The sequence below is a fragment of the Streptomyces sp. NPDC058525 genome (genome assembly GCF_042719495.1).
Lineage (GTDB): Bacteria > Actinomycetota > Actinomycetes > Streptomycetales > Streptomycetaceae > Streptomyces.
The window spans coordinates 1-23422 of record NZ_JBHXNP010000041.1 but is presented as its reverse complement, the minus strand read 5'-3'; the positions used below and the strand labels follow the sequence as shown (position 1 = coordinate 23422).

The 23422-nt window shown below is 71.0% G+C and carries 23 protein-coding genes; 11 read left to right on the top strand and 12 right to left on the bottom strand.

Going from position 1 to position 23422, the window contains the following annotated elements:
• Positions 1-14: 14 nt before the first annotated feature.
• Genes ACFWP3_RS20135 through ACFWP3_RS20125 form a run of 3 tightly spaced genes read left to right on the top strand, consistent with a single transcriptional unit; the run spans position 15 to position 2329 of the window.
• Positions 15-1157: an NADH-quinone oxidoreductase subunit D gene (locus ACFWP3_RS20135; RefSeq protein ID WP_384222753.1), complete on the top strand. Its 1143-nt coding sequence runs from the start codon at positions 15-17 to the stop codon at positions 1155-1157.
• 57 nt (positions 1158-1214) lie between these two features.
• Positions 1215-2057 (top strand): arylamine N-acetyltransferase, encoded by an 843-nt coding sequence (locus tag ACFWP3_RS20130; protein WP_384222751.1) that lies wholly within the window; start codon positions 1215-1217, stop codon positions 2055-2057.
• 29 nt (positions 2058-2086) lie between these two features.
• A complete protein-coding gene (locus ACFWP3_RS20125) occupies positions 2087-2329 on the top strand; it encodes a hypothetical protein (RefSeq protein WP_384222749.1) in 243 nt (80 codons plus the stop codon).
• A gap of 15 nt (positions 2330-2344) precedes the next feature.
• Here ACFWP3_RS20125 and ACFWP3_RS20120 read toward each other — a convergent pair whose 3' ends face one another.
• The 4 genes from ACFWP3_RS20120 to ACFWP3_RS20105 all read right to left on the bottom strand — a co-directional run bounded on the left by ACFWP3_RS20120 (position 2345) and on the right by ACFWP3_RS20105 (position 5955).
• Positions 2345-3430: a hypothetical protein gene (locus ACFWP3_RS20120; RefSeq protein WP_384222747.1), complete on the bottom strand. Its 1086-nt coding sequence runs from the start codon at positions 3428-3430 to the stop codon at positions 2345-2347.
• Positions 3431-3528: 98 nt separating this feature from the next.
• Entirely contained in the window at positions 3529-4506 is a 978-nt protein-coding gene (locus tag ACFWP3_RS20115; RefSeq protein ID WP_384222744.1) for an ABC transporter substrate-binding protein, read from the bottom strand.
• A 56-nt stretch (positions 4507-4562) separates the two neighbouring features.
• Positions 4563-5237, bottom strand: coding sequence for an ABC transporter permease (locus ACFWP3_RS20110; RefSeq protein WP_384222742.1), 675 nt, complete (start codon positions 5235-5237; stop codon positions 4563-4565).
• Between the two features lie 4 nt (positions 5238-5241).
• The gene (locus ACFWP3_RS20105) at positions 5242-5955 is read right to left on the bottom strand and encodes an ABC transporter permease (protein WP_384222740.1); all 714 of its coding nucleotides are present in this window, start codon (positions 5953-5955) and stop codon (positions 5242-5244) included.
• Positions 5956-6099: 144 nt separating this feature from the next.
• Between ACFWP3_RS20105 and ACFWP3_RS20100 the strand changes: the two genes are divergently transcribed.
• Positions 6100-7068, top strand: a complete 969-nt coding sequence (locus ACFWP3_RS20100) for an ABC transporter ATP-binding protein (protein WP_384222737.1) — start codon at positions 6100-6102, stop codon at positions 7066-7068.
• Between the two features lie 75 nt (positions 7069-7143).
• Here ACFWP3_RS20100 and ACFWP3_RS20095 read toward each other — a convergent pair whose 3' ends face one another.
• Positions 7144-8253: an alpha/beta hydrolase-fold protein gene (locus ACFWP3_RS20095; protein WP_384222734.1), complete on the bottom strand. Its 1110-nt coding sequence runs from the start codon at positions 8251-8253 to the stop codon at positions 7144-7146.
• A gap of 152 nt (positions 8254-8405) precedes the next feature.
• On the opposite strand from ACFWP3_RS20095, the gene ACFWP3_RS20090 reads away from it, so the two are divergent.
• The 6 genes from ACFWP3_RS20090 to ACFWP3_RS20065 all read left to right on the top strand — a co-directional run bounded on the left by ACFWP3_RS20090 (position 8406) and on the right by ACFWP3_RS20065 (position 14014).
• Positions 8406-10256: a phosphatidylglycerol lysyltransferase domain-containing protein gene (locus tag ACFWP3_RS20090; protein ID WP_384222732.1), complete on the top strand. Its 1851-nt coding sequence runs from the start codon at positions 8406-8408 to the stop codon at positions 10254-10256.
• Between the two features lie 160 nt (positions 10257-10416).
• Positions 10417-11289 (top strand): dihydropteroate synthase, encoded by an 873-nt coding sequence (gene folP, locus ACFWP3_RS20085; RefSeq protein WP_384222730.1) that lies wholly within the window; start codon positions 10417-10419, stop codon positions 11287-11289.
• A 22-nt stretch (positions 11290-11311) separates the two neighbouring features.
• Positions 11312-11755 carry a nuclear transport factor 2 family protein gene (locus ACFWP3_RS20080; RefSeq protein ID WP_384222727.1) on the top strand — a complete coding sequence of 148 codons (444 nt, stop codon included), beginning with the start codon at positions 11312-11314 and terminating at the stop codon, positions 11753-11755.
• 130 nt (positions 11756-11885) lie between these two features.
• Positions 11886-12245: a dihydroneopterin aldolase gene (gene folB, locus ACFWP3_RS20075; RefSeq protein ID WP_030010912.1), complete on the top strand. Its 360-nt coding sequence runs from the start codon at positions 11886-11888 to the stop codon at positions 12243-12245.
• Entirely contained in the window at positions 12242-12850 is a 609-nt protein-coding gene (gene folK / locus ACFWP3_RS20070; RefSeq protein ID WP_384222725.1) for a 2-amino-4-hydroxy-6-hydroxymethyldihydropteridine diphosphokinase, read from the top strand. Before folB ends, folK begins: the two co-directional genes overlap by 4 nt.
• 678 nt (positions 12851-13528) lie before the next feature.
• Positions 13529-14014, top strand: a complete 486-nt coding sequence (locus ACFWP3_RS20065) for a DUF3180 domain-containing protein (protein WP_384222722.1) — start codon at positions 13529-13531, stop codon at positions 14012-14014.
• Between the two features lie 4 nt (positions 14015-14018).
• On the opposite strand, the gene ACFWP3_RS20060 is transcribed toward ACFWP3_RS20065, so the two are convergent.
• The 7 genes from ACFWP3_RS20060 to dacB all read right to left on the bottom strand — a co-directional run bounded on the left by ACFWP3_RS20060 (position 14019) and on the right by dacB (position 22558).
• Positions 14019-15014: a hypothetical protein gene (locus tag ACFWP3_RS20060; RefSeq protein WP_384222721.1), complete on the bottom strand. Its 996-nt coding sequence runs from the start codon at positions 15012-15014 to the stop codon at positions 14019-14021.
• A gap of 65 nt (positions 15015-15079) precedes the next feature.
• Positions 15080-15688, bottom strand: a complete 609-nt coding sequence (folE, locus tag ACFWP3_RS20055) for a GTP cyclohydrolase I FolE (RefSeq protein WP_384222719.1) — start codon at positions 15686-15688, stop codon at positions 15080-15082.
• A gap of 75 nt (positions 15689-15763) precedes the next feature.
• A complete protein-coding gene (gene ftsH / locus ACFWP3_RS20050) occupies positions 15764-17800 on the bottom strand; it encodes an ATP-dependent zinc metalloprotease FtsH (RefSeq protein WP_384222717.1) in 2037 nt (678 codons plus the stop codon).
• 210 nt (positions 17801-18010) lie between these two features.
• Positions 18011-18571 (bottom strand): hypoxanthine phosphoribosyltransferase, encoded by a 561-nt coding sequence (gene hpt / locus ACFWP3_RS20045; RefSeq protein ID WP_362394741.1) that lies wholly within the window; start codon positions 18569-18571, stop codon positions 18011-18013.
• Between the two features lie 65 nt (positions 18572-18636).
• The gene (gene tilS, locus ACFWP3_RS20040; protein ID WP_384222714.1) at positions 18637-19698 is read right to left on the bottom strand and encodes a tRNA lysidine(34) synthetase TilS; all 1062 of its coding nucleotides are present in this window, start codon (positions 19696-19698) and stop codon (positions 18637-18639) included.
• Between the two features lie 242 nt (positions 19699-19940).
• Positions 19941-21080, bottom strand: coding sequence for a zinc-dependent metalloprotease (locus tag ACFWP3_RS20035; RefSeq protein ID WP_384222712.1), 1140 nt, complete (start codon positions 21078-21080; stop codon positions 19941-19943).
• A gap of 38 nt (positions 21081-21118) precedes the next feature.
• On the bottom strand, positions 21119-22558 hold the full coding sequence (gene dacB / locus ACFWP3_RS20030) for a D-alanyl-D-alanine carboxypeptidase/D-alanyl-D-alanine-endopeptidase (protein ID WP_384222709.1): 1440 nt from the start codon (positions 22556-22558) through the stop codon (positions 21119-21121).
• 173 nt (positions 22559-22731) lie between these two features.
• Between dacB and ACFWP3_RS20025 the strand changes: the two genes are divergently transcribed.
• Positions 22732-23226 carry an inorganic diphosphatase gene (locus tag ACFWP3_RS20025; RefSeq protein ID WP_008742522.1) on the top strand — a complete coding sequence of 165 codons (495 nt, stop codon included), beginning with the start codon at positions 22732-22734 and terminating at the stop codon, positions 23224-23226.
• Positions 23227-23422: the final 196 nt, after the last annotated feature.

Genomic DNA, 23422 nt, shown 5'->3' with positions numbered 1-23422 from the left:
GAGACAATGCCGCCATGACGGAGACCACGGTCGGCATCGGCGGGGCGGCGGAGAGCACCGACATGGTGCTCAACATCGGCCCCCAGCACCCTTCCACGCACGGCGTGCTGCGCCTGCGTCTCGTCCTGGACGGCGAGCGGATCGTCAGCGCCGAGCCGGTGGTCGGCTACATGCACCGCGGCGCCGAGAAGCTGTTCGAGGCCCGCGACTACCGGCAGATCGTGATGCTCGCGAACCGCCACGACTGGCTGTCCGCGTTCTCGAACGAGCTCGGTGTGGTCATGGCCGTCGAGCGGATGCTCGGCATGGAGGTCCCCGAGCGGGCCGTGTGGATGCGGACCCTGCTGGCCGAGCTGAACCGGGTGCTCAACCACCTGATGTTCCTCGGCTCGTACCCGCTCGAACTGGGCGGAATCACCCCGATCTTCCACGCGTTCCGCGAGCGCGAGGAGCTCCAGGCCGTCATGGAGGAGATCTCCGGCGGCCGCATGCACTACATGTTCAACCGCGTCGGCGGCCTCAAGGAGGACCTGCCGGCCGGCTGGCTCGGCCGGGCCCGCGAGGCCATCGCCGACGTCCGCACCCGCATGGACGTCTACGACAAGCTGGTCCACGGCAACGAGATCTTCCGCGGCCGCACCCGCGGCGTCGGCGTGCTCTCCGCCGAGGGCGTCCACGCGTACGGGGTCTCCGGCCCCATCGCCCGCGCCTCCGGCGTCGACTTCGACCTGCGCCGCGACGAGCCGTACCTGGCCTACGGCGAGCTCCAGGACGTCCTGAAGGTGGTCACCCGCACCGAGGGCGACTGCCTGGCCCGCTTCGAGGTCCTGCTGGACCAGACCCACAACGCGCTCGACCTCGCCGTGGCCTGCCTGGACCGGATGGCCGAACTGCCGCCGGGCCCGGTCAACCAGCGCCTGCCCAAGGTCCTGAAGGCCCCCGAGGGCCACACCTACGCCTGGACCGAGAACCCCCTCGGCATCAACGGCTACTACCTCGTCTCCAAGGGCGAGAAGACCCCGTACCGGCTGAAGCTGCGCAGCGCCTCGTACAACAACATCCAGGCGCTGGCCGTGCTCCTGCCGGGGACGCTGGTCGCGGACATGGTGGCGATCCTGGGCTCGCTGTTCTTCGTGGTCGGCGACATCGACAAGTAGCGCGCACCACAGCCTATTTGACGGGAAATCCAGGCATGTGACCCATAGGGTGATCACATGACTTCTGGCATATTCGACGCGTATCTGCGACGACTGGGCGTGACCGCCCCCGCCGTGCCCTCCGCCGAAGGGCTCTTCGCCCTCCAGCGGGCCCATCTGGAGCGCGTCCCGTACGAGAACATCGACATCCAGCTCGGCCGGCCGCCCGGCATCGGCCCCGAGCTGTCGGCCCGCCGCTTCGCCGCCGGACGCGGGGGCTACTGCTTCCACCTCAACGGGGCCTTCGCCGCGCTCCTCGAACACCTCGGCTACGACGTCACCCGGCACGTGGGCGGCGTCTACGAGGAGACCGGCGCGCAGGACGTCAACGGCAACCACCTCGCGCTGACCGTGCGGGTCGGCGGCGAGGCGTACCTGGTCGACGTGGGTCTCGGCGACGGCCCCTACGAGCCGCTGCCGCTGCGCGAAGGCGCGTACGAGCAGGGCGGCTTCGGCTACCGGCTGGAGCGCCTTGCCGGGCCGGTGGAGGGCTGGACCTACCACAACCCGGGCAGCCCCTTCCCCCAGATGAACTTCCGGTCCGCCGCGGCCGGCATGGACGAGTTCGAGGCGGAGCACCTGAGGCTGTCCACGGCCGAGGACTCCTCCTTCGTGCGCACCCTGGCCCTGCTGCGCCGGGACGCCGAATCCATCGACCTGATGCGCGGGCGGATCCTGACCCGCATCGACGCGGTGAAGGGGCCGAGCGACCGGGAGCTGACCGGCCGGGAGGAGTTCTACGAGGTCATCGCGACCGTCTTCGGGCGGGAGCTGGACGATCTGACGCCGGCGGACCGGACCGCCCTGTGGGACCGGGTGTGCACGGCCCACGAGGCGTGGCTGGCGGCCCGGCAGGGCTGATGTCGGTGCGGCAGGGCAGACTTGGGGCCATGTCCTCTTCCCCCCGCCGGGCCTGCCCTGCCTGCGGCCGCGACTGCGCCGTCACCGGCGGCCGGATCGCCCGCCACGATCCTCCCGACGGGCGCGGCCGCGCCGACCTGGTCTCCTGCCCGGGCTCCCGGGCCCGGGTGGTGCTCGGCGCCTCGGCGCCGACCCTGTGGGGGCACCTCCCAGCGGTAGCTGGGGGAGGGTTCGTGCTCGGGCCGCATCCGGGGCAGTTGCCGCTGTTCTAGGAGATCTTCGCGGTCCTAGGAGATGGCGGTGCGCAGCCGGGCCACGTCGATCGGCTCGGTCTCGTCGTGCGCGGTCAGGTCGATGACCTGGGCCGCGGCGGGCGCCTCGTCCGCGGGCGCCTCGTCCGCGGGCGCCTCGTCCGCGGGCGCCTCGTCCGCGGGCGCCTCGTCCGCGGGCAGCTCGTCCTCAGGCGCCTCGTCCGCGGGCAGTTCGTCCGCCGGAGCAGCGTCCACCGGTTCGGCGGCCGGGGTGCGCGCCGACTCCGCCTCGTGGACCGCGAGGGCCTCCGCGCCGACCACGTCGGCCAGGTCCTCGTTCTGGACCGCCTCGATCGCCGCGCGGGCCTGCGCCGCGTTCTTGGTGCCGAAGAAGTCGAAGCCGCCCTCGGTGCGCGAGGCGGTGCGCCGCTGCGCCGCGTACGGGGCCACCGCCGCGGCCGGCCGGCGGGCCGGGACCGGGGCCGGAACCCGGGCCGCGGGGGCCGGGGCGGAGGGGGCCGGCGGCAGCGCGCGCGTCCGCTCCTTGCGGGCCAGCGCGCTCAGCGCCGCGTGGGCGCGGGCGTAGCCGACCGCGGTCGGCGCGCCCGCCGAGGTGCGCTCCTCGGAGCCCGCCGTCAGTTCCCTGGGCGCCGCGGCCGGGCCCGAGGTGGCCTCGATGGCCAGCAGCCGGCGGCCCTCAAGGGCGCTGGCGCGTTCGGTCTCGGCGGTGGCGTACCGCCGGAGCAGCGCCGCGTGCTCTCCGCGCAGTCCGGCCAGTTCGACGCGCTTGGCGCGCAGTTTGGCGTCCAGCCTGGCGCGCAGCATCCGGGCCTCTTCGAGGTCGGATTCGAGCTCGGCTATCCGCTCGTCCGTCTTCCACTCGTCCTTGACCCGCTCGCGCGCCAGCTCCGCGACGCGGCGGCCCGCCGAGCGGTCCCAGGCGCGCATCACGACGGCGCCCGCGACCCCGGCGGCGGCCGTGAGGGCCACGAGCAGCCTCAGCGCCACTGGTTCCGCGAGCAGCCAGGCCGCGCCGGCACCGGCGAGGGACACACCGGCGACGGCCGTCGGCGTGAGCAGCCGGTGCAGAGGTTCGGGATTGCGGTGGCGTCCACGGGGCATGGCCTGAAATTTACAGGGCGTAGAGGCCATGTGGGGTACCCGCCCGGCAATCTCTTGCCGGGCAGTTAACCCACAATTCTCCATCAACCCGGTAACTGCTACTTCTTGAGAAGGCCCTTCGACTCCAGGTAGGCCTTCGCCACGTCCGCCGGCTTGGCGCGCTCGGCGTCCACCTTGCGGTTCAGGTCGACCAGGTCGGCCGTCGTGAGCGCCTGGGTCACCTTGCCCAGCGCGGCCGCGATCTCGGGGGCGCCCGCGTCCTTGGCGTTGACCACGGGCAGCACATTGTCGGCGTTCTGGAGCTTCTTGTCGTCCTCGAGCAGGACCAGACCGTAGCTGTCGAGCGTGGCGTCCGTGGTGGTGGTCAGCACCAGCTGGTCGGTGCCGTCCTTCACCGCCTGCTTGGCCTGCGGGGTGCCGACACCCTTGGGGTCAATACCGGAAACCTGGATTCCGTACGTCTTCGTCAACCCGGGGGCGCAGAACGGGCGGACGGCGCATTCGTCACCCGCCGCGATCTTCACCTTCAGCCCGGACTTTCCAAGATCGGAAAGGGACTTCAGGTTGTTCTTCTGGGCGAATTCCTTGGTCACCGCGAAGGCGTTCTGGTCGACCGCCGAACCGGCGGGCAGCGCCTTCAGGCCGAGCGGGGCGGCGAGCTTCTCCAGGGCCGCCACCGTCGCCGCGACGTCGCTCGACGCGACGGGCTTCTCCTCGGGCGCCTTGGGGCCGTTCACCTTGGCGTTCAGGAACTCCGCGAGGGTGGCCGCGTACTCCGGGACGACGTCGATCTCGCCCTTCTCCAGCGACGGTTCGTACAGCTCGCGGTTGTTGACCGTCTTGATCGACGTGCTGTAACCGGCGTCCTTGAGGACCTGCGCGTACAGCTCGGCCAGCACGTTGGACTCGGTGAACCCGGCCGCGCCGATCACCAGGGCGCCCTTGTCGCCCCCGGAGGCGGAGGCCGAGCCGCCGTCCTTGCTCTTCTCCAGGCTGTCGCCGCCGCACGCGGCCAGCGACACCGTCAGGGCGAGGCCGCCCAGGGACGCGCCGAGGACGCGCGTGGTCTTGCTCATGGAGGTACTCCGTTCGAGGCGGGGAAAAGGGATCGGGGGATCGAGGGATCGGGGGATCAGCGGGACGTGGCGCCCGCCGGCCGCGGCAGCAGCCGCTCCGCCGCCACCAGGGCACCCTCCACCACCAGGGCCAGCGCCGCCACCAGCAGGGCGCCGGCGACGACCTGAGCGGTGTTGTACGTGTTGAATCCGGCGGTGATGATCCGGCCGAGACCGCCCTGGCCGACCATCGCCGCGATCGTGGCCGTGGCGATGACCTGCACAGCGCCCGAGCGCAGGCCGGTCATCACCAGGCGCCGGGCGAGCGGCAGCTCCACCCGGAAGAAGAGCTGGCCGCCGGACATGCCCATGCCCCGGGCGGCCTCCACCACCGAGCGGTCCACCTCGCGCATGCCCACGTACGCGTTCGTCAGCAGCGGCGGAACGGCGAACAGCACGAGCGCGGCGATGGTCGGCAGATAACCCGCGTTGCGCAGCGGGGAGACCATGAACAGGGCCAGCACCGCGAAGACCGGCACGGCGCGGCCGATGTTGGAGACGTTGACGGCGAGGGCGCCGCCCTTGCCGAGGTGGCCGAGGTACAGGCCGACGGGCAGGGCCACCGCGCAGGCGATCGCCAGAGCGATCCCGCTGACGTAGACGTGCTCGCCCAGCCGGTGCCAGACGCCGCTCTCCCCCGACCAGTTGGCACCGTCGGCCAGCCAGTCCCAGGCCCCTCCCAGCACGCCCATCGCCTCAGGCCCCCTTCAGGGACCGGGCGGTACGGACCCTGCGCTCGGGGCGGGCCGGACGGGTCCACGGCGTGAGCAGCCGCTGCACGCCGAGCAGCAGCAGGTCCGCCACGAGCGCGAGCAGCACGCACAGCACCGAGGCGGTGAGCACCTGGGCCTTGAAGGAGCTGTTCACGGCCGGGGCGATGAGATTGCCGAGGCCGCCCTTGCCCACGATGGAGCCCACCGTGGTCAGCGCGACCGTGGAGACGGTGGCGATCCGCACCCCGGCGAGCAGCGCGGGCAGCGCCAGCGGCAGTTCGACCTGCCACAGCAGCCGCCCCGGCCCGTACCCCATGCCGCGCGCGGCCTCCCGCACCTCCTCGGGGACGGCTTCCAGCCCGGCCAGCACATTGCGGACCAGGATGGTCAGCGAATACAGCACCAGGCCGGTCACCACGAGCGCCGCCGACAGCCCGAACACGGGCAGCAGCAGGGAGAACATGGCGAGCGAGGGGATCGTGTAGAGCAGCGTGGTGAAGGCGAGCACGGGCGCCGCCCAGCGCCGGCCGCGCCGCGCCAGCAGGGCGAGCGGAACCGACACGGCGATGCCGATGACGACCGACACGCCCGTGATCCAGATGTGCTCGAGGGTGGCGTCGGTGAGCTCCTGGGAGCGGGAGGAGACGTACTCCCAGCAGATCCAGTCGTTCGCCACGAGGCAGTTCTGCCCCGCCATGCCCTCACCCCCCGTCACCGGCTCGCGTACAAGTGCGACCCTAACCCCAGCCACGGACAATGGCCGGATCCCTTCGCACCGACGTAACACTCTCCTCATAAATCCTTCGCCGGTAAGGGCGAGCGGGTAGGGAAGGATGGGGATGTGATCCGATTCGAGCATGTGACCAAGCGCTACCCCGACGGGACGACGGCCGTCGACGACCTGTCCTTCGAGGTGGCGGAGGGTGAGCTGGTCACGCTCGTGGGACCGTCCGGCTGCGGCAAGACGACCACGATGAAGATGGTCAACCGCCTCATCGAGCCGACCTCCGGCCGGATCCTGCTCGGCGGCGAGGACATCTCCGCCGCCGACCCGGTCGAGCTGCGCCGCCGCATCGGCTACGTCATCCAGCAGGTCGGGCTGTTCCCGCACAAGACGGTGCTGGAGAACACGGCGACCGTGCCCCAGCTCATCGGCACCCCCAAGGCCAAGGCCCGCGCCCGGGCGGCCGAGCTGCTCGAACTGGTGGGCCTGGACCCGGCCGTGTACGGGAGCCGGTACCCGGAGCAGCTGTCGGGCGGGCAGCGCCAGCGCGTCGGCGTGGCCCGCGCGCTCGCCGCCGATCCGCCGGTACTGCTGATGGACGAGCCGTTCGGCGCGGTGGACCCGGTGGTGCGCGAGCGGCTGCAGAACGAGTTCCTGGCGCTGCAGAAGACCGTGCGCAAGACGATCCTGCTGGTCACCCACGACCTGGAGGAGGCGATCCGGCTCGGCGACCGCATGGCGGTCTACGGGGCGGGCACCATCGAGCAGTTCGCGAGCCCCGCGGCCGTGCTCGCCGCACCCGCCACCGACTACGTGGCCACCTTCGTCGGCTCCGACCGCGGCCTCAAGCGGCTCGCGGTCACCACGGTCGGGCCGGCCGACCTGGCCGCGGCCGACGCCGGCTCCCCCGCCCCGGCCGCGGCCGTGGAGCTGGGCGCGAGCCTGCGCGAGGCGCTGTCCGCCCTGCTCCAGGAGGACTCGGGCCGGATCGGGGTCACGGACCCGGACTCCGGCGAGCTGGTCGGCGTACTCACCCCGGAGGGCGTCCACCGGGCCCTGCGCCGGGCCCAGTTGCAGGAGGCCTGAGAACCACGGGAAAGGGAAAGGGGAAGGGCCCGGCCGGAGCCGGGCCCTTCCCCCTGTCCTGCGCACGCACGGCCGTCAGGCCTGGATGCGGCCGCTCATCCACGTCAGCATCGGCGGGATCTCGCGGCGCCACGTGTTGAAGTTGTGGCCGCCGCTGTCGAGGATGATCGAGGAGACCCGGTCCGGGCCCTTGACCAGCTTGATGAACTTCTTGGTGTCGGCGAGGTTCGGCTCGCCGATCTCGCTGCTGGTGACCAGGAAGGACGTACCCGTCGGCTTCTTGTCCTTGATGCTCTGCAGGACGTTCGCACGCTCCTTCAGCTTGGCGTCACCGTGGAACAGGTCACCGGTCGTCGGGTCGTCGGGGGCGTCGTAGTACGCGGACAGCCCGGCGGCGGCGCCGAAGGTCTGCGGGTAGTGCGCGGCGATCTTCAGGGCGCAGTAGCCGCCGGTCGAGTTGCCGATGAAGCCCATGTTCTTGGCTTCCTTGCCCACCCGGAAGGTGTCCTTGATGGCCTGCGGCAGGTCCACGCCGAAGAAGGTCTCCGTCTGCGGGCCGCCGGGTACGTCCACGCACTCGGTGTCGCGCGGCGGCGCGACCGTCGGCCGCAGCATGACCAGGATCATCGGCTTCATCTTGCCCGCCTTGGACAGGCTGAAGGCCTTCATCGGGTAGTCGAGCCCTTTGATCAGGTTCTCGGCGGTGCCCGGGTAGCCGGTCAGGACGATGGACGCGGGAAAGTTCTCGTCCTTGTGCTGCGGCTGGAAGTACTCCGGCGGGAGCCAGACGTAGCCCGGGCTCGTGATCTTCGACTTCTGCCCGGATATGGCAACCTTCAGGATCTGCCCGCCGACCTGGGGCTTGGCGCCGCCCGGCACGTCCAGCTTCTGCTTGTCGACGACCTTGATGTCCTTGCTGCTCATCGAGTGGTCGACGACCTTGCCCACGGACGTCTCCTGCCCGAGCAGGTCGGCCCAGGAACCGTAGAAGAGGAACGACTTGTTCGCCGCGAGGCCCACAGCCGAGAAGAGCGCCAGCTGGGTCGCCAGCAGGAGTCCGATCCGGCCGGAGAACGCGCGCCAGGTGCGGCCCGAGAGCTTCGGCCAGAACCAGACCGTGGCGGCGAAGAGCAGCACACCGGCGAGGACGGCCAGCGCCAGAACCGTATTACTGGTGAGACCCATGAGCAGACAGTCGACTTTCTGATGGCAGGACTGGAAATTTCCGACGGATGAGTGAACCCGCTGTCCGTCGATGTCGTCCTAAGGGACGCACCACACACCGGAGGCTGTCGCGGCCTTCGGCCACATGATCTCTCGCGGAGCAACGGGAAGCGATGTCTAGCAGGATAGATGGCGATAAGTCGGGACAGGTTCCGAGCAGGGTCCGCCGAATCCTCCGAGGCCCACAGCCGGAGTCGGTGCCCGGCCTCGTAGGTACGGCCGTCATGATCGTCGGCCTTCTGGACATCGCGGCGGGCGTCTTCCCGCGGTTCCGGCACAGCCGGATCCACGCCGTCACCGAAGTGCTGCCCGGTTCCCTGGGCCCCTTCGCCGCGGCCCTGTCCATCAGCGCGGGCGTACTGCTCCTGCTGCTCGCCCACGGCCTCAAGCGCCACAAGCGGCGGGCCTGGCGGGCCGCCGTGGTCCTGCTCCCCGCGGGCGCCGCGGCGCAGTTCACGTACCGGCACTCGGTCATCGGCGTGATCATCGCAGCGGTGCTCCTGGCCCTGCTCCTGCGCCACCAGAGTGAATTCAAGGCCCTGCCCGACCCGCGCAGCCGCTGGAAGGCGCTCGCGAACTTCGTCCTGATGAGCGCCGGCTCCATCGGACTCGGCCTGGTCATCGTGAACGTCCACCCGGGCAAGGTCGTCGGCAACCCGGGCCTGTACGAGCAGATCACGCACGTGGTCTACGGGCTCTTCGGCTACGAGGGCCCCGTGGACTACGCCGGCCGGGTGTCCTGGACCGTCGGCTACTCCCTCGGCGCCCTCGGCATGCTGACCGCGCTCACCACCATCTACCTGGCCTTCCGCCCCGAGCACCCGGCCGCCCGGCTCACCGAGGACGACGAGGCCAAGCTGCGCGGGCTCCTCGCCAAGCACGGCGGCCGCGACTCCCTCGGCCACTTCGCGCTCCGCCGCGACAAGGCCGTCGTCTTCTCCCCCAGCGGCAAGGCCGCCGTCACCTACCGCGTCGTCTCCGGCGTGATGCTCGCCTCCGGCGACCCCATCGGCGACGTCGAGGCCTGGCCCGGCGCCATCGAGCGGTTCATGGAGGAGGCCAAGGCCCACTCCTGGACCCCGGCCGTCATGGGATGCAGCGAGACCGGCGGCGAGGTCTGGACCCGCGAGACCGGGCTCGACGCGCTGGAGCTGGGTGACGAGGCGATTGTCGACGTCAAAGACTTCTCCCTCTCCGGCCGCGCCATGCGCAATGTCCGCCAGATGGTGAAGCGCATCGAGCGCAACGGCTACACCACCAAGGTCCGCCGGGTCAGCGAGCTCACCGAGACCGAACTCGAGCAGGTCCGCGCCGCCTCCGAGGCCTGGCGCGGCACCGACACCGAGCGCGGCTTCTCCATGGCCCTGGGCCGGGTCGGCGACCCGGGCGACGGCGACTGCTTCATCGCCACCGCCCACCGCGACGAGGAGGGCGACACCAGCCCCTTCGGCGACCTCAAGGCGATCCAGCACTTCGTGCCGTGGGGCAAGGACGGCATGTCCCTGGAGCTCATGCGCCGCGACCGCGGGGCCGACCCCGGCATGAACGAGCTGCTGATCGTCGCCTCCCTGGAGGCCGCCCCGGCCCTCGGCATCGAGAAGGTCTCCCTGAACTTCGCGATGTTCCGCTCGGCCCTGGCCCGCGGCGAGAAGATCGGCGCCGGCCCGGTCCTGCGGATGTGGCGCAACCTGCTGGTCTTCCTGTCCCGCTGGTTCCAGATCGAGTCGCTGTACAAGTTCAACGCGAAGTTCCGGCCCCGCTGGGAGCCCCGCTTCGTGGTCTTCCGCACCACCCGCGACCTGCCCCGCATCGGCTTCGCCGCCATGCAGGCCGAGGGCTTCGTCACGCTGGCACTGCCCCGCCTGTTCGCCAGCCGCCGCCGCCCCAAGCCGGTCCGCACCTGCGCCCACCACCACGTGCCGACCGTCCCCAAGCAGCAGGAACGCGAGGTCCAGGCGGCCTGACCCGCCCCCTCCCGCCTGCTGGGCTGGGGTCCCCCGCCAGGGACCCCAGCCCAGCAGGCGTTTACGAGCCGCCCCCGGCCCGCCACCGGCCCGCCACCTGCCCGCCCCCGGCCCCGCCGTCGATTGAGGCACCCCAAGCCGAGGGCTCTACCCTGAACCCATGAACAGCAACCGCGGCCCGGCCCCCCGGGGCCAGGTCACAGGCCTGCCCGACTGGGACCGCTGCGCGGTCATGGGCGTCGTCAACGTCACCCCCGACTCGTTCTCCGACGGCGGCCGCTGGTTCGACACCACCGCGGCCGTCAAGCGCGGCCTCGACCTCGCCGCCCAGGGCGCCGACCTCATCGACGTCGGCGGCGAGTCCACCCGCCCCGGCGCCTCCCGCGTCGACGAGGAGGAGGAGCTGCGCCGGGTCGTCCCCGTGGTGCGCGGCCTGGCCTCCGAGGGCGTCACCGTCTCCGTGGACACCATGCGCGCCTCCGTCGCCGCCCGGGCCGTCGCCGCCGGCGCGCGCCTGGTCAACGACGTCAGCGGCGGGCTCGCCGACCCCGGCATGATCCCGGCGGTCGCCGCGGCCGAGGTCCCCTTCGTGGTGATGCACTGGCGCGGCTTCAGCGACGGAATGAACCGCCTCGCCGTCTACGAGGACGTCCTCGCCGAGGTCACCGCCGAGCTCCGCACCCGCATCGACGCCGTCGTCGCCGGCGGAATCGCCCCCGAGCGGCTCCTCGTCGACCCCGGACTGGGCTTCGCCAAGAACGCCGAGCACGACCTCGCCCTCGTGGCCCGCCTGCCCGAGCTGCGCGCCCTCGGCTTCCCGCTGCTGGTCGCCGCCTCGAGGAAGCGTTTCCTCGGCCGGGTCCTGGCCGGCAGCTCCGACGCCGCCCCGCCGCCGGCCCGCGAGCGCGACGCCGCCACGGCCGCCGTCTCGGCCATCGCCGCCCACCAGGGCGCCTGGGCCGTACGGGTCCACGAGGTACGGGCGACCGCGGACGCGGTTCGGGTGGCCCGGGCCGTGGAAGGAGCGCTGTGACCACCGAACGAGAAGGAGCCCTGTGAGCAGAACCGACATCGAAGCCGTCGAAGAGGTCAACACGGCCTTCTACGAGGCCATGGAGCAGGGGGACTTCGACGCCCTGTCGGCACTCTGGCTCGACGACGAGATCTCCTGCGTACACCCCGGCTGGCCGGTCCTCTCCGGCCGCGGCGAGGTACTCCGCTCGTACGCGCTGATCATGTCCCACACCGACTACATCCAGTTCTTCCTCACCGACACCAAGGTCGCCCTCATCGGCGACACCGCCCTCGTCACCTGCACCGAGAACATCCTCAGCGGCGGACCCGCCGAGGACGGCGGGGAACTGGGCCCGCTCGTCGGCCAGCTGGTCGTCGCGACGAATGTGTTCCGACGCACATCCGAGGGCTGGCGGCTCTGGTCCCACCACGGTTCACCGGTGCTCACGGAGTCCGACGAGGACGAGGAGGAGGACACCTCCTGACCCCTACGGCGGGGTCATGGGTATTTCGCAGGTAAATTCGAAGACGGACGACGCCGACCGCACTCGGCGTAGGCCCATGGCCCCGGGAGTCCCGGGGCCGGAAGAACCTACGAAAGCAGGAGTGATTCGCGTGGATCGTGTCGCGCTGCGCGGCCTCAAGGCTCGCGGGCACCACGGCGTCTTCCCCCGGGAGCGCGAGGAGGGCCAGACCTTCATCGTCGACCTGGTGCTGCACCTCGACACCCGCCCCGCGGCGGCCGGAGACGACCTGGCGAAGACCGTGCACTACGGGGTCGTCGCCGAGGAGGTCGTCGACGTGGTCCAGGGAGAGCCCGTCGACCTGATCGAGACTCTTGCCGAGCGGATCGCCCAGCAGTGCCTCAAGCACGAAGCGGTGGCACAGGTGGAGGTCGTCGTCCACAAACCGGACGCACCCATCACCGTCCCCTTCGACGACGTGACCATCACGATCACCCGGAGCCGCGCATGAACAACGGACTGAACGCACAGAGCGACCCCACCGTCCAGCCGGTACCCGCCTCAGTCGTCGAGACCGTCGACGCGGCGGACACCACGCTGTCCAACCCGAAATGGGCCGTGATCGCGCTCGGCGCGAACCTCGGCAACCGGCTGGAGACCCTGCAGGGCGCCATCGACGCCCTCGGCGACACCCCGGGCCTGCGGGTCAAGGCCGTCTCCCCCGTCTACGAGACCGAGCCGTGGGGCGTCGAGCCCGGCTCGCAGCCCGCGTACTTCAACGCGGTCGTCAAGGTGCGCACCACGCTGCCCCCGTCCTCGCTCCTGGAGCGCGGCCACGCCATCGAAGAGGCCTTCGACCGCGTCCGCGAGGAGCGCTGGGGCCCGCGCACGATCGACGTCGACATCGTCTCGTACGCCGAGGTCGTCTCCGACGACCCGGTCCTCACCCTGCCGCACCCGCGCGCCCACCAGCGCGCCTTCGTCCTGGCCCCGTGGCACGACATCGACCCGGAGGCCCAGATCCCGGGCCACGGAGGCGTCAGCACCCTCCTGGCCGGAATCGGCCTCACGGGCGTCACGCCGCGCCCCGACCTGGAACTCCGCCTGCCGGAGTAGTCGTTCGCGTCTCTGATCGGCTGGCTGATCCTGCGGCCGGACGCGTGTCCGGGAGCGGAATCTCCCACCGTGGAGGGCTGGCGTGGGCGTGCAGGTGGAATCCCGCACCCAGGGTTGCTCCTCGCGGCCGGTGCCGGCTGCTGGTGGGTGTGCCGATCGCCGTCACGCCCTGGTATCGGTGGGCTGCGCGAGGCAGCCGTACCGACTCCGTGTGAGCGTGTCCCTCCGGACGCTTTCCCGCCGGCCCCGAGGGCCCGGCGGGGGAGGGTGCCCTGCGTCGCCTGGGCGCGGGGCATGATGCCTGCTGCCGTGTGGAGCCGGTCTTGGACCGGTCCGGTCGGCTGGTTCTCGTCGCTCAAGGCGGTGTGCTTGGCCGCCAGGGCGTGCTGCCCGTCGCCGGCGATGAGGCGCCGGCAGCGGTCGGCCTTGGCCTGCAGGAACTCGGACAGTCGGCGCAGTCGGTGCTGCTTGGCGAGCACACCCCCTGCCGACCGGTGCTGTCATCCGATCAACGACGACCCCGCCGAAAGGGCACGCATTCGACCCGCGAACTCCTATGCGACCTCAACGCAGTACAGACATCACGGCCAGAACCGGACACGATCGCTACGGATGCACAGCGAATTGTGCGAGCCTGTGGACTGCTGACGGTTGGCGCAGAAAGCGGGGATCTGGCAAGTGAAGCAATTGAGGCCGGCGGTCCTGGCGGGCATCTTCGCCGCCTCCGGGGTGCTGTCCTGGGCGGGCGCTCGGCTGTGGAACGCGTACGGCACGCTGCCGGGCGTTCCGCTGGCCGCCCCCATCGTCCTGGGCGTCATCGCGGCGGTCCTGCTCGCGACGGCGCTGTCGATGCGCTCCCGGCTCAAGGCGCAGCGTGAGCGCCGGCCCGAGGCCAAGGGTGTGGAGCCGCTGATGGCGGCCCGTGCGGTGGTCTTCGGGCAGGCCAGTGCGCTGGTCGCGGCCCTGGTCGCGGGCGCGTACGGCGGTGTCGGCGTCTTCCTGCTGACCGAGGCCCTCGACGTGCCCGCCCGCCGCGACCAGGCCTGGTACGCCGGCTTCTCGGTCCTGGCGGGCGCGGCGGTCGTCGCCGCGGCGCTCTTCCTGGAGCACGTACTGAAGCTCCCGGAGGACGACGACACCCCGGAGGCCCCGGCCCGGGCCTGAGTCGTCAGCCGGGAGCGCGGACCAGGTGGCCGTTCACGAGGAAGCCGGGGTATGGGTCGAGGTCGTAGGTGTAGAGGGTGAAGGGCTTGGCGCCGGTGGCGGTGTGGGGCCGGACCTCCAACACGTTGGCCTGCATGGACTCCTTGAGCAGGAGGGGGTGCTCCTCGCGTTGGAAGGTGCCCCGCTGCCTCCAGGTATCGGAGATGTAGAGGCGCGATGCGCGCCCGGGAGCGCCGGCAGGTGTGAACTTCGCCCCGATGACCTCTGCCCATTCCCGCAGGAAGGGCACATTGGCGCTCGTCACGACCCGGCACCCCCAGTCTCCGCGGATACGGTGCCCGTCACCGTCCACGTAGCCGTCGAGGAAGCCATCGAAGGTTGCATCATCCCGCAGCACAACTCGGGGGAAACGCTGCCGCATGTGGTGGGCATCACCGCCCACGTACTGCCTCATCAGATCGGCGAGGTAAGACGCGACGACGCGCACTCGGAAGCCTGGGAGATCCCGCTGGAGATAACCCGAGGGCCGGGTGACCGGCTCCAAGCGGGCAGCGAGGCCGGTCGCCACCGTCAGGCACCCCGCATACCGGCTGGCAAAGCCCGCGTCATTGACGATGAGGGACACATAGTTCTTCCCGACCGTCCCGTCGGCACAGGTTGCACCCACCCAGTAGCCGAACTCATAACCGGACCGGGCCTTGAGCCGCTGGCGACACAATTTGCGCGGTGGAGTCCAGGCTACGGCGCTGCCCGCGGCCTCTGCCGCAGGCAGCCACCCGGCAGAGGTGGCCAGGAGCTGGTCCGGAGCCACGCGGAACGTCTGCCGGTCCGTAACCACATCCACGACTTCGCGGGCTTTGACGGCCTGCACCGCCGTCACAGTCGTCTGCACCGTCCGCGACCCGGTGAGCGTCCACAGTCGGTCACCCACGCTGACGGTTCCGGCCCGAGCGCGCCCGTCCACCCCGTTCACCACCTGCTTGCTCGGCAGCCCACCCATCCCGCCCCCTGATCAGCGATGATTCACCTGATCAACGACGTTATCGGACAGGTCTGACAATCCGGCTAGCGAGCCATGATCAGTGACATCGCCTCGTTGCGCGTCGCGGGGTCGCGGAGCTGGCCGCGGACCGCCGAGGTGATGGTCTTCGCGCCGGGCTTGCGGACGCCTCGCATGGTCATGCACATGTGCTCGCACTCGATGACCACGATGCACCCGCGCGGGTCCAGGATCTCCATCAGGGAGTCCGCTATCTGCGTGGTCAGCCGCTCCTGCACCTGGGGGCGGCGGGCGAACACGTCCACCAGGCGGGCCAGCTTGGACAGGCCGGTGATCTTGCCGTCCGTGGAGGGTATGTAGCCGACGTGCGCCACGCCGTGGAACGGGACGAGGTGATGTTCGCAGCTGGACATGACCTCGATGTCCTTCACCAGGACCATCTCGTCGTGGCCCAGGTCGAACGTCGTGGTCAGGACCTCTTCGGGCTTCTGGTAGAGGCCGGCGAATATCTCCTTGTAGGCCCGCGCCACGCGCGCCGGGGTCTCCAGGAGGCCCTCGCGGTCCGGGTCCTCGCCGACCGCGATCAGGAGCTCACGGACCGCCGCCTCGGCGCGCTTCTCGTCGAACACGCCGATCGTGCCCTCGTCGCCGGTCAGGGTCACTGGGTCCGTCATTGCTTCCTCGTTCCTGTAAAAGTGCCGCGCCCCCCAGGCTAGAACCTGGGGGGCGCGGCTTCCATTCCGGGTGGATCAGGCTTCGGGGCGGTCCTCGGGGGCCACCTCGATGCCCTTCTCCGTCGAGACCGGCGTGACGGCGGCGGCCGCCGACGTGCCGTTCGCGGAGTTCGTCAGCTGGAGCTCCTTGGGAGAGAGCACCGGCGGACGGGTGGAGGGGGTGCGGCGGGAGGAGCCGGTCCACGCGGGGCGGGCCGGACGCTTCACGATCGTCGAGAAGATCTCGGCGATCTGCTCCTTGTTCAGCGTCTCCTTCTCCAGCAGCGCGAGGACCAGGTTGTCGAGGATGTCACGGTTCTCGACGAGGATCTCCCAGGCCTCGTTGTGCGCGGTCTCGATGAGCTTCTTGACCTCTTCGTCGACCAGCGCCGCGACCTCTTCCGAGTAGTCCCGCGGGTGCGACATCTCGCGGCCCAGGAACGGCTCGGTGTTGTCGCCGCCGAACTTGATGGCCCCGAGGCGCTCGGTCATCCCGTACTGGGTGACCATCGCGCGGGCCGTCGCCGTGGCCTTCTCGATGTCGTTCGCCGCGCCCGTGGTCGGGTCGTGGAAGACCAGCTCCTCGGCCGCGCGCCCGCCCAGCATGTACGCGAGCTGGTCGAGCATCTCGTTGCGCGTGGTCGAGTACTTGTCCTCGTCGGGCAGGACCATGGTGTAGCCCAGTGCCCGGCCGCGGGACAGGATCGTGATCTTGTGGACCGGGTCGGAGTTCGGCGAGGCCGCCGCGACCAGGGCGTGTCCGCCCTCGTGGTACGCGGTGATCTTCTTTTCCCGGTCCGACATGATCCGGGTCCGCTTCTGCGGGCCCGCCACGACACGGTCGATGGCCTCGTCCAGCGAGTGGTTGTCGATCAGCTTCTTGTCCGAGCGGGCCGTGAGGAGCGCGGCCTCGTTCAGGACGTTGGAGAGATCGGCACCGGTGAAGCCGGGCGTGCGACGGGCGACCGCGCCCAGGTCGACGTCCGGGGCGACCGGCTTGCCCTTCTGGTGGACCTTGAGGATCTCCAGACGGCCCTGCATGTCCGGACGGTCGACCGCGATCTGCCGGTCGAAGCGGCCCGGGCGCAGCAGCGCCGGGTCGAGGATGTCGGGACGGTTCGTGGCGGCGATCAGGATGACGCCGCCCTTCACGTCGAATCCGTCCATCTCGACCAGCAGCTGGTTGAGGGTCTGCTCGCGCTCGTCGTGGCCGCCGCCGAGACCCGCACCGCGGTGCCGGCCGACGGCGTCGATCTCGTCGACGAAGACGATCGCCGGCGCGTTGGCCTTGGCCTGCTCGAACAGGTCACGGACACGCGAGGCACCGACACCGACGAACATCTCGACGAAGTCGGAACCGGAGATCGAGTAGAAGGGGACGCCGGCTTCACCCGCGACGGCGCGCGCGAGCAGGGTCTTGCCGGTGCCGGGCGGGCCGTACAGCAGCACGCCCTTGGGGATCTTGGCGCCGACGGCCTGGAACTTCGCCGGCTCCTGGAGGAACTCCTTGATCTCGTGGAGTTCCTCGACGGCCTCGTCCGAGCCCGCGACATCGGCGAACGTCGTCTTCGGGGTGTCCTTGGTGATGAGCTTGGCCTTGGACTTCCCGAAGTTCATGACTCGGGAGCCGCCGCCCTGCATCTGGTTCATCAGGAACAGGAAGACCACGACGATGAGGACGAAGGGCAGGAGCGAGAGCAGCACGCTCAGGAACGGGCTGGTCTTGTCCGGAGTGACGGAGTAGCCGTCCGGGATCTGACCGGCTTCGTACTTGGTCTGGAGGTTCTGGGCGAGCTGTACGCCCTGATCCCCGATGTAGTTGGCCTGGAACTTGGTGCCGTCGTGCTTGCCGAGCTTCTGGCCGTCGCTCAGCTCGATCTTGATCATCTGGCTGTCGCCGGTGGTCAGCTTGGCTGTCTCCACCTGGCCACTGTTGATCGCCTTGATGACCTCGCTGGTGTCCACCGACTTGTAGCCGCCGCCGGAGCCGACGACATTCATCAACACGACCACGGCGAGGACGGCCAGCACGATCCACATGACCGGCCCACGGAAGTATCGCTTCACGTCCATCCATACGGGGCGCAGAGCACCCCGTCCCTCCTGCCCGTAGGTAAATGCTGCTGTGAGTAAAGACTGTTCTTCGGAATGTACCCCTGTATTGTCACCCGCGGCCTCGTGGGACGGCTGACAGACCCGCCTTCCCCTGCTTCAACGGCGGGAATCGCCCCCAGGTTCCCCGGAGCTTCCGGGGCGCGCCGGGGGCGCGGGGCGGGAGCGGGGTCAGCCGCCGTAGACGTGCGGGGCGAGCGTGCCGACGAACGGCAGGTTGCGGTACTTCTCCGCGTAGTCGAGGCCGTAGCCGACGACGAACTCGTTCGGGATGTCGAAGCCGACCCACTTCACGTCGATCGCGACCTTCGCGGCGTCGGGCTTGCGCAGCAGCGTGACGACCTCGAGGGAGGCCGGCTGGCGCGAGCCCAGGTTCGACAGCAGCCAGGACAGCGTGAGGCCCGAGTCGATGATGTCCTCGACGATCAGGACGTGCTTGTCCTTGATGTCGGTGTCCAGGTCCTTGAGGATCCGCACCACACCGGAGGACTGGGTCCCGGCGCCGTACGAGGACACCGCCATCCAGTCCATGGTGAGCGGGGTGGACAAGGCACGCGCCAGGTCCGCCATCACCATCACCGCGCCCTTGAGGACGCCGACGATGAGCAGGTCCTTGCCCGCGTACTCCGCGTCGATCTTCGCGGCCAGCTCGGCCAGCTTCGCGTCGATCTCTTCCTTGGTGATGAGCACCGACTGGAGGTCGCCGCCCATGTCCTTCTCGTCCACCCGCATCACTTTCGTTGTCGGCCGGGGCTCCGGGGGTGCCCCCGGAGGACTCAGCCGTGTTTCAGCACCAATCAGCCCTGCCGGATGACAAGTCTGCCACCCTGCCGCTGGGCCTCGACCCGGCCGGGCAGGTTGATGGCGCCCTGACCGCGCCATCCGGTGATGAGGCGGTCGACTTCCTCGATGTGGCGGGCGAAGAGGGAGCCCGCGGGGGAACCGGCGGCAACCACGGCCCTGCGCAGCACCCGGCGGCGGACGGCCGGGGGCAGGGCGTACAGCTTGGCGCACTCCAGACGGCCGTCCTCGTCGCGTACGCCGCTCTCCGCCTCGGCGGCCCAGGCGTCCAGGGCGTCGGCGTCGTCGCGGGAGAGCTGGGCGGTGCGGGCGAGCGCTTCGACGACGCCCTTGCCCAGCGCCTTCTCCAGGGCGGGCAGTCCTTCGTGGCGCAGGCGGGAGCGGGTGTAGGCGGGGTCGATGTTGTGCGGGTCGTCCCAGACGGGGAGGGACTGGACCATGCAGGCCTTGCGGGCGGTCTGCCGGTCGACCTGGAGGAAGGGGCGGCGGTAGCGGTGGCTGCGGCCGGGTCCGCCGCTGACCTCCGCCATGCCGGAGAGGGAGCGGATGCCGGAGCCGCGGGCGAGGCCCAGCAGGACGGTTTCGGCTTGATCGTCCCGGGTGTGTCCGAGCAGCACGGCGGAGGCGCCCAGCCGGTCGGCGGCCTCGTCGAGGGCGCCGTAGCGGGCGTCGCGGGCCGCGGCCTCGGGACCGCCGTCGCGGCCGACGCGCACGGCGACGGATTCCACCGGGTCGAGGCCGAGGGCGGTCATGCGGATGACGACCTCGGCGGCGCGGAGGTCGGAGCCGGGCTGGAGTCCGTGGTCGACGGTGATGCCGCCGGCCCGGATGCCGAGCTTGGGCGCCTCGAAGGCCAGGGCGGAGGCGAGCGCCATGGAGTCGGCGCCGCCGGAGCAGGCGACGAGGACGAGTGGCAGGGGCCCGGTCGCGGTGCGGGGGCCGGCGACGGTGCCGGCACCGGACGGGATCCGGGGATGGCCGGTGAGGTCGGTGAGGACGTCGTGGAGTGCGCGGCGGACCGCCAGGCGTATCGCCGCGACCGCAGGATGGGGACCCATGTCCGGTGCCCTTCGATGGAGTTCGGATGCCTCGGAGGCTTCGGGGGGTGGAGCGTCGGGGGTGGAGCGTCGGGGGTGCCGGGGGGCGGCCCCCGCAGGGCGGGTATGTCACTCAGAGTGCGTCGATGGTGACAGAGCCGAGCCGTTCCCCGAGCATCGCACGCCCTTCCACGGCCCACGGTCCCTCGGACGGGTGATGCTGCTTCCCCCAACGAGACATGTTTACGCCCCCTGCGTCACGCCTATTCGCTCTCTTCGCTCCCCTTGCGGTGTACGCGGGCCACCCACTCCGCCGGCCTGGCGATCTCGGACTTCGTCGGCAGTGTGTTCGGAGAGGTCCAGACGCGGTTGAAGCCGTCCATGCCGACCTGGTCGACGACGGCGCGCACGAACCGCTCGCCGTCGCGGTACTGGCGCAGCTTGGCGTCGAGGCCGAGGAGCTTGCGCAGCGCGGCGTCGAGGCGGCCGGCGCCGCTGGCCCGGCGCTGCTGGAACTTCTCGCGGATCTCGGCGACCGAGGGCACCACCTGGGGGCCGACCCCGTCCATGACGAAGTCGGCGTGTCCCTCCAGCAGCGACATGACGGCGGTGAGCCGGCCCAGCACCTCGCGCTGCTCGGGGGTCTGCACGATCTCGACGAGGGAGCGGCCCTCGTCCCCGCGCTCGGCGTCGGGGCGGGCGCCCGAGAAGGACTGGGCGGCCTCGCGCAGCCGCTCCAGGACGGTGACGGGGTCGACTTCGGTGGCGCCGAGGAACGTCTGGATTTCGCCCTCGAGGTGGTCGCGCAGCCACGGGACGGCCGTGAACTGGGTACGGTGCGTCTCCTCGTGCAGGCAGACCCACAGCCGGAAGTCGTGCGGGTGCACCTCCAGCTCGCGCTCGACGTGAACGATGTTCGGGGCGACGAGCAGCAGCCGGCCGCCGCCGGCGGTGGAGCCGGGCAGGTCGCGGGAGACCGGCGCGAAGGTCTCGTACTGGCCGAGGACCCGGGAGGCCAGGAAGCTCAGCAGCATGCCCAGCTCGACGCCGGTGACCTTGCCGCCGACCGCGCCGAAGACGGCCGCTCCGGGGGTGCCCGCGCGGCGGTCCTGCAACTTGCCGAGGAGCGGCTGGAGCAGCTCGCGGAAGCCGGCCACGTTGGCCTTGACCCAGCCGGCCCGGTCGACGACCAGGACGGGGGTGTCGTTGACCGGTGTCCCGTCCGGGATCATCCGGGTGAACTCGCGTACGTGCCGTTCCGAGGTCCTGGCGTGTCCGCGCAGCTCCGCGACGACGGCCCGGGCCTCGTCCCGGCTGACCTCCGGGCCGGGCCGCACCAGCCGGGTCGCGGTCGCCACCGCGAGGTTCCAGTCGACCATCTCCGCACCACCGATGCTCGTCATGCGTCAACCGTACGTGGACCTTCGCCCGGGCGGACCCCCTACGGCGCGGCCGCCACCGCCGCAGCCAGCTTGTCGAGGCCCTTCTCGGCGGCCGTGCCGTCCGCGCTGCCCGCCGTCAGGAAGGCGAAGGCGAGGAGCCGGCCGGAGCGGTCGACGACGGTGCCGGCGAGGGAGTTCACTCCGGTCAGGGTGCCCGTCTTGGCGCGGAGCAGGCCGGCGGCCGGTGAGCCGCCGGAGTTGCGGGCGCGCAGGGTGCCGGTGAATCCGGCGACGGGCAGGCCGGTGAGGACGGGCCGCAGCTCGGGCCGCTGCGGGTCGGCGGCCTTGGCGAGCAGGGCCGTCAGCAGGCCGGTGCTGACCCTGTCGGCGCGGCTGAGCCCGCTGCCGTCGGCGAAGCGGGAGCCGGAGACGTCGACGCCGAGGGCGGCGAGCCTGGCGGTGACGGCCTTCTCACCGCCTTCGAAGCTGGCGGGCTCGCCGGAGGCGAGGGCGGTCTGGCGGGCGAGGGCCTCGGCGATGTCGTTGTCGCTGTGGGTCAGCATCCGCTCGACGAGTCCGGCCAGCGGGGTGGAGTGGGTGGCCGCCAGCGGCTGGGCGCCTTCGGGGGCCTTGGCCCGGGCGGGTGCGCCGGTGACCTTGATCCCGCGCTCGGTCAGCAGGCCGGCGAAGGCCCGGGCGGCGTCCCCGGACGGGTCGCCGGTGCGCTCCACGGGCCCGGAGGTGGAGTCGTCGGGGCGGCCCTCGTCGGCCATCAGGGCGGTGACGGGCGCGATGTTGGGGTTGTTGTCGCCGATCGGGTGGCGGACGGGGCCGGTGTAGAGGCCGTCGTCGTAGCCCAGGCTCACGCTGTCGGTGCCGGCGGCCTTGAGGGCCTGGGCGGTGTCGGCGGCGAGGGCGACCAGGCTGCCGCCGGATCCGGCCGGGCTCTTCTTCTTGGCGGTGAGGGAGGGGTCGCCGCCGCCGACGAGGAGGATCTGGCCGGGGGCCGCGCCGGGCACGACGGCGGTGCGGATCCGGTGCTCGGGCCCCAGGGCGGCCAGGGCCGCCGCCGCGGTGGCGATCTTGATGGTGGAGGCGGGGGTCATCGCGTTCCGCGCCCCCGACTCGTACAGCACCTGCCCGGTGGCGGTATCGACGACGGAGGCGGTGCGGACGGTGCCGAGCGCGGGGTCGGCGAGCAGCGGCCGCAGGGCCGCGGCGAGGCCGTCGGGGGCCGCGGCCGCCTGGGGGCGCGGGGCTCCGGGGCCGATCGCGCCGAGCACCCCGGGGGCACTGGGGGCGGCCTGCGGGAAGGTGCCGGAGCCGGGGCCGGCACCGTGATCTGCGCCACCCGTAAGACTCCAGGAGGCGGCCCTGTCCCGCTCGGCCTTACGCTGGCCGGAGTCCCACGGACCGGAGGCGGTCACCACTGCCGCCGACAGGGCGAGGCCGGCGGCGGCCGAGCCCGCGACGAGCTGCCACGTCTTGATCAATGGCACCTCGGACCAGCCCCTTTCGCGATCACACATATGCGTGAGGGACACTTAACCACTGCGTCTTGCCGCGAGCATGGCACCCCACCCGCAGGGTGGGGCCGGACGCGCGCGTATTTGAATCAAATGCCGTCCCGAAGCGATTCGGACTGCTGAAGCTGATCATGGAGGAGCAGGACGTGGAGTTCGACGTCACCATCGAGATCCCCAAGGGTTCGCGGAACAAGTACGAGGTGGACCACGAGACCGGCCGGATCCGTCTGGACCGTCGCCTCTTCACCTCGACCAGCTACCCGGCCGACTACGGCTTCGTCGAGAACACCCTCGGCGAGGACGGCGACCCGCTGGACGCGCTGGTCATCCTCGACGAGCCGACCTTCCCGGGCTGCCTGATCAAGTGCCGCGCCATCGGCATGTTCCGCATGACGGACGAGGCGGGCGGCGACGACAAGCTGCTGTGCGTGCCGGCCTCCGACCCCCGTGTCGAGCACCTGCGCGACATCCACCACGTGTCCGAGTTCGACCGCCTGGAGATCCAGCACTTCTTCGAGGTCTACAAGGACCTGGAGCCGGGCAAGTCGGTCGAGGGCGCGAACTGGGTCGGCCGGACCGAGGCCGAGGCCGAGATCGAGGCCTCGTACAAGCGTCTCGAGGCGCAGGGCGGCCACCACTAGGCTCCGCCGGTGAGCAGGTCGGTGGGGGTTCCCCCCGCCGGCCCCTCTGGCTCGACTGCGGGCGGCACCCCTTGACGGGGGTGCCGCCCGCAGTCGCGTTCATGCCCAGTCTCTTATACACAACTGACGCAGCCGACGATAGGGAGGGAGTAGATCTCGAAGGTCGCCGTATCATAAAAAACCCGGGGCGGGGGCG

Bases quoted from the DNA above. Each gene is read 5' to 3' on its own strand.
- ACFWP3_RS20125 (WP_384222749.1), top strand. From the start codon at position 2,087: ATGTCCTCTTCCCCCCGCCGGGCCTGCCCTGCCTGCGGCCGCGACTGC.
- ACFWP3_RS20105 (WP_384222740.1), bottom strand. From the start codon at position 5,955: ATGGCGGGGCAGAACTGCCTCGTGGCGAACGACTGGATCTGCTGGGAG.
- folK (WP_384222725.1), top strand. From the start codon at position 12,242: ATGAACAACGGACTGAACGCACAGAGCGACCCCACCGTCCAGCCGGTA.
- ACFWP3_RS20095 (WP_384222734.1), bottom strand. From the start codon at position 8,253: ATGGGTCTCACCAGTAATACGGTTCTGGCGCTGGCCGTCCTCGCCGGT.
- ACFWP3_RS20060 (WP_384222721.1), bottom strand. From the start codon at position 15,014: ATGGGTGGGCTGCCGAGCAAGCAGGTGGTGAACGGGGTGGACGGGCGC.
- ACFWP3_RS20035 (WP_384222712.1), bottom strand. From the start codon at position 21,080: ATGACGAGCATCGGTGGTGCGGAGATGGTCGACTGGAACCTCGCGGTG.
- ACFWP3_RS20130 (WP_384222751.1), top strand. From the start codon at position 1,215: ATGACTTCTGGCATATTCGACGCGTATCTGCGACGACTGGGCGTGACC.
- ACFWP3_RS20135 (WP_384222753.1), top strand. From the start codon at position 15: ATGACGGAGACCACGGTCGGCATCGGCGGGGCGGCGGAGAGCACCGAC.
- ftsH (WP_384222717.1), bottom strand. From the start codon at position 17,800: ATGGACGTGAAGCGATACTTCCGTGGGCCGGTCATGTGGATCGTGCTG.
- ACFWP3_RS20110 (WP_384222742.1), bottom strand. From the start codon at position 5,237: ATGGGCGTGCTGGGAGGGGCCTGGGACTGGCTGGCCGACGGTGCCAAC.
- tilS (WP_384222714.1), bottom strand. From the start codon at position 19,698: ATGGGTCCCCATCCTGCGGTCGCGGCGATACGCCTGGCGGTCCGCCGC.
- hpt (WP_362394741.1), bottom strand. From the start codon at position 18,571: ATGCGGGTGGACGAGAAGGACATGGGCGGCGACCTCCAGTCGGTGCTC.
- ACFWP3_RS20090 (WP_384222732.1), top strand. From the start codon at position 8,406: ATGTCTAGCAGGATAGATGGCGATAAGTCGGGACAGGTTCCGAGCAGG.
- ACFWP3_RS20120 (WP_384222747.1), bottom strand. From the start codon at position 3,430: ATGCCCCGTGGACGCCACCGCAATCCCGAACCTCTGCACCGGCTGCTC.
- folP (WP_384222730.1), top strand. From the start codon at position 10,417: ATGAACAGCAACCGCGGCCCGGCCCCCCGGGGCCAGGTCACAGGCCTG.
- ACFWP3_RS20115 (WP_384222744.1), bottom strand. From the start codon at position 4,506: ATGAGCAAGACCACGCGCGTCCTCGGCGCGTCCCTGGGCGGCCTCGCC.
- folE (WP_384222719.1), bottom strand. From the start codon at position 15,688: ATGACGGACCCAGTGACCCTGACCGGCGACGAGGGCACGATCGGCGTG.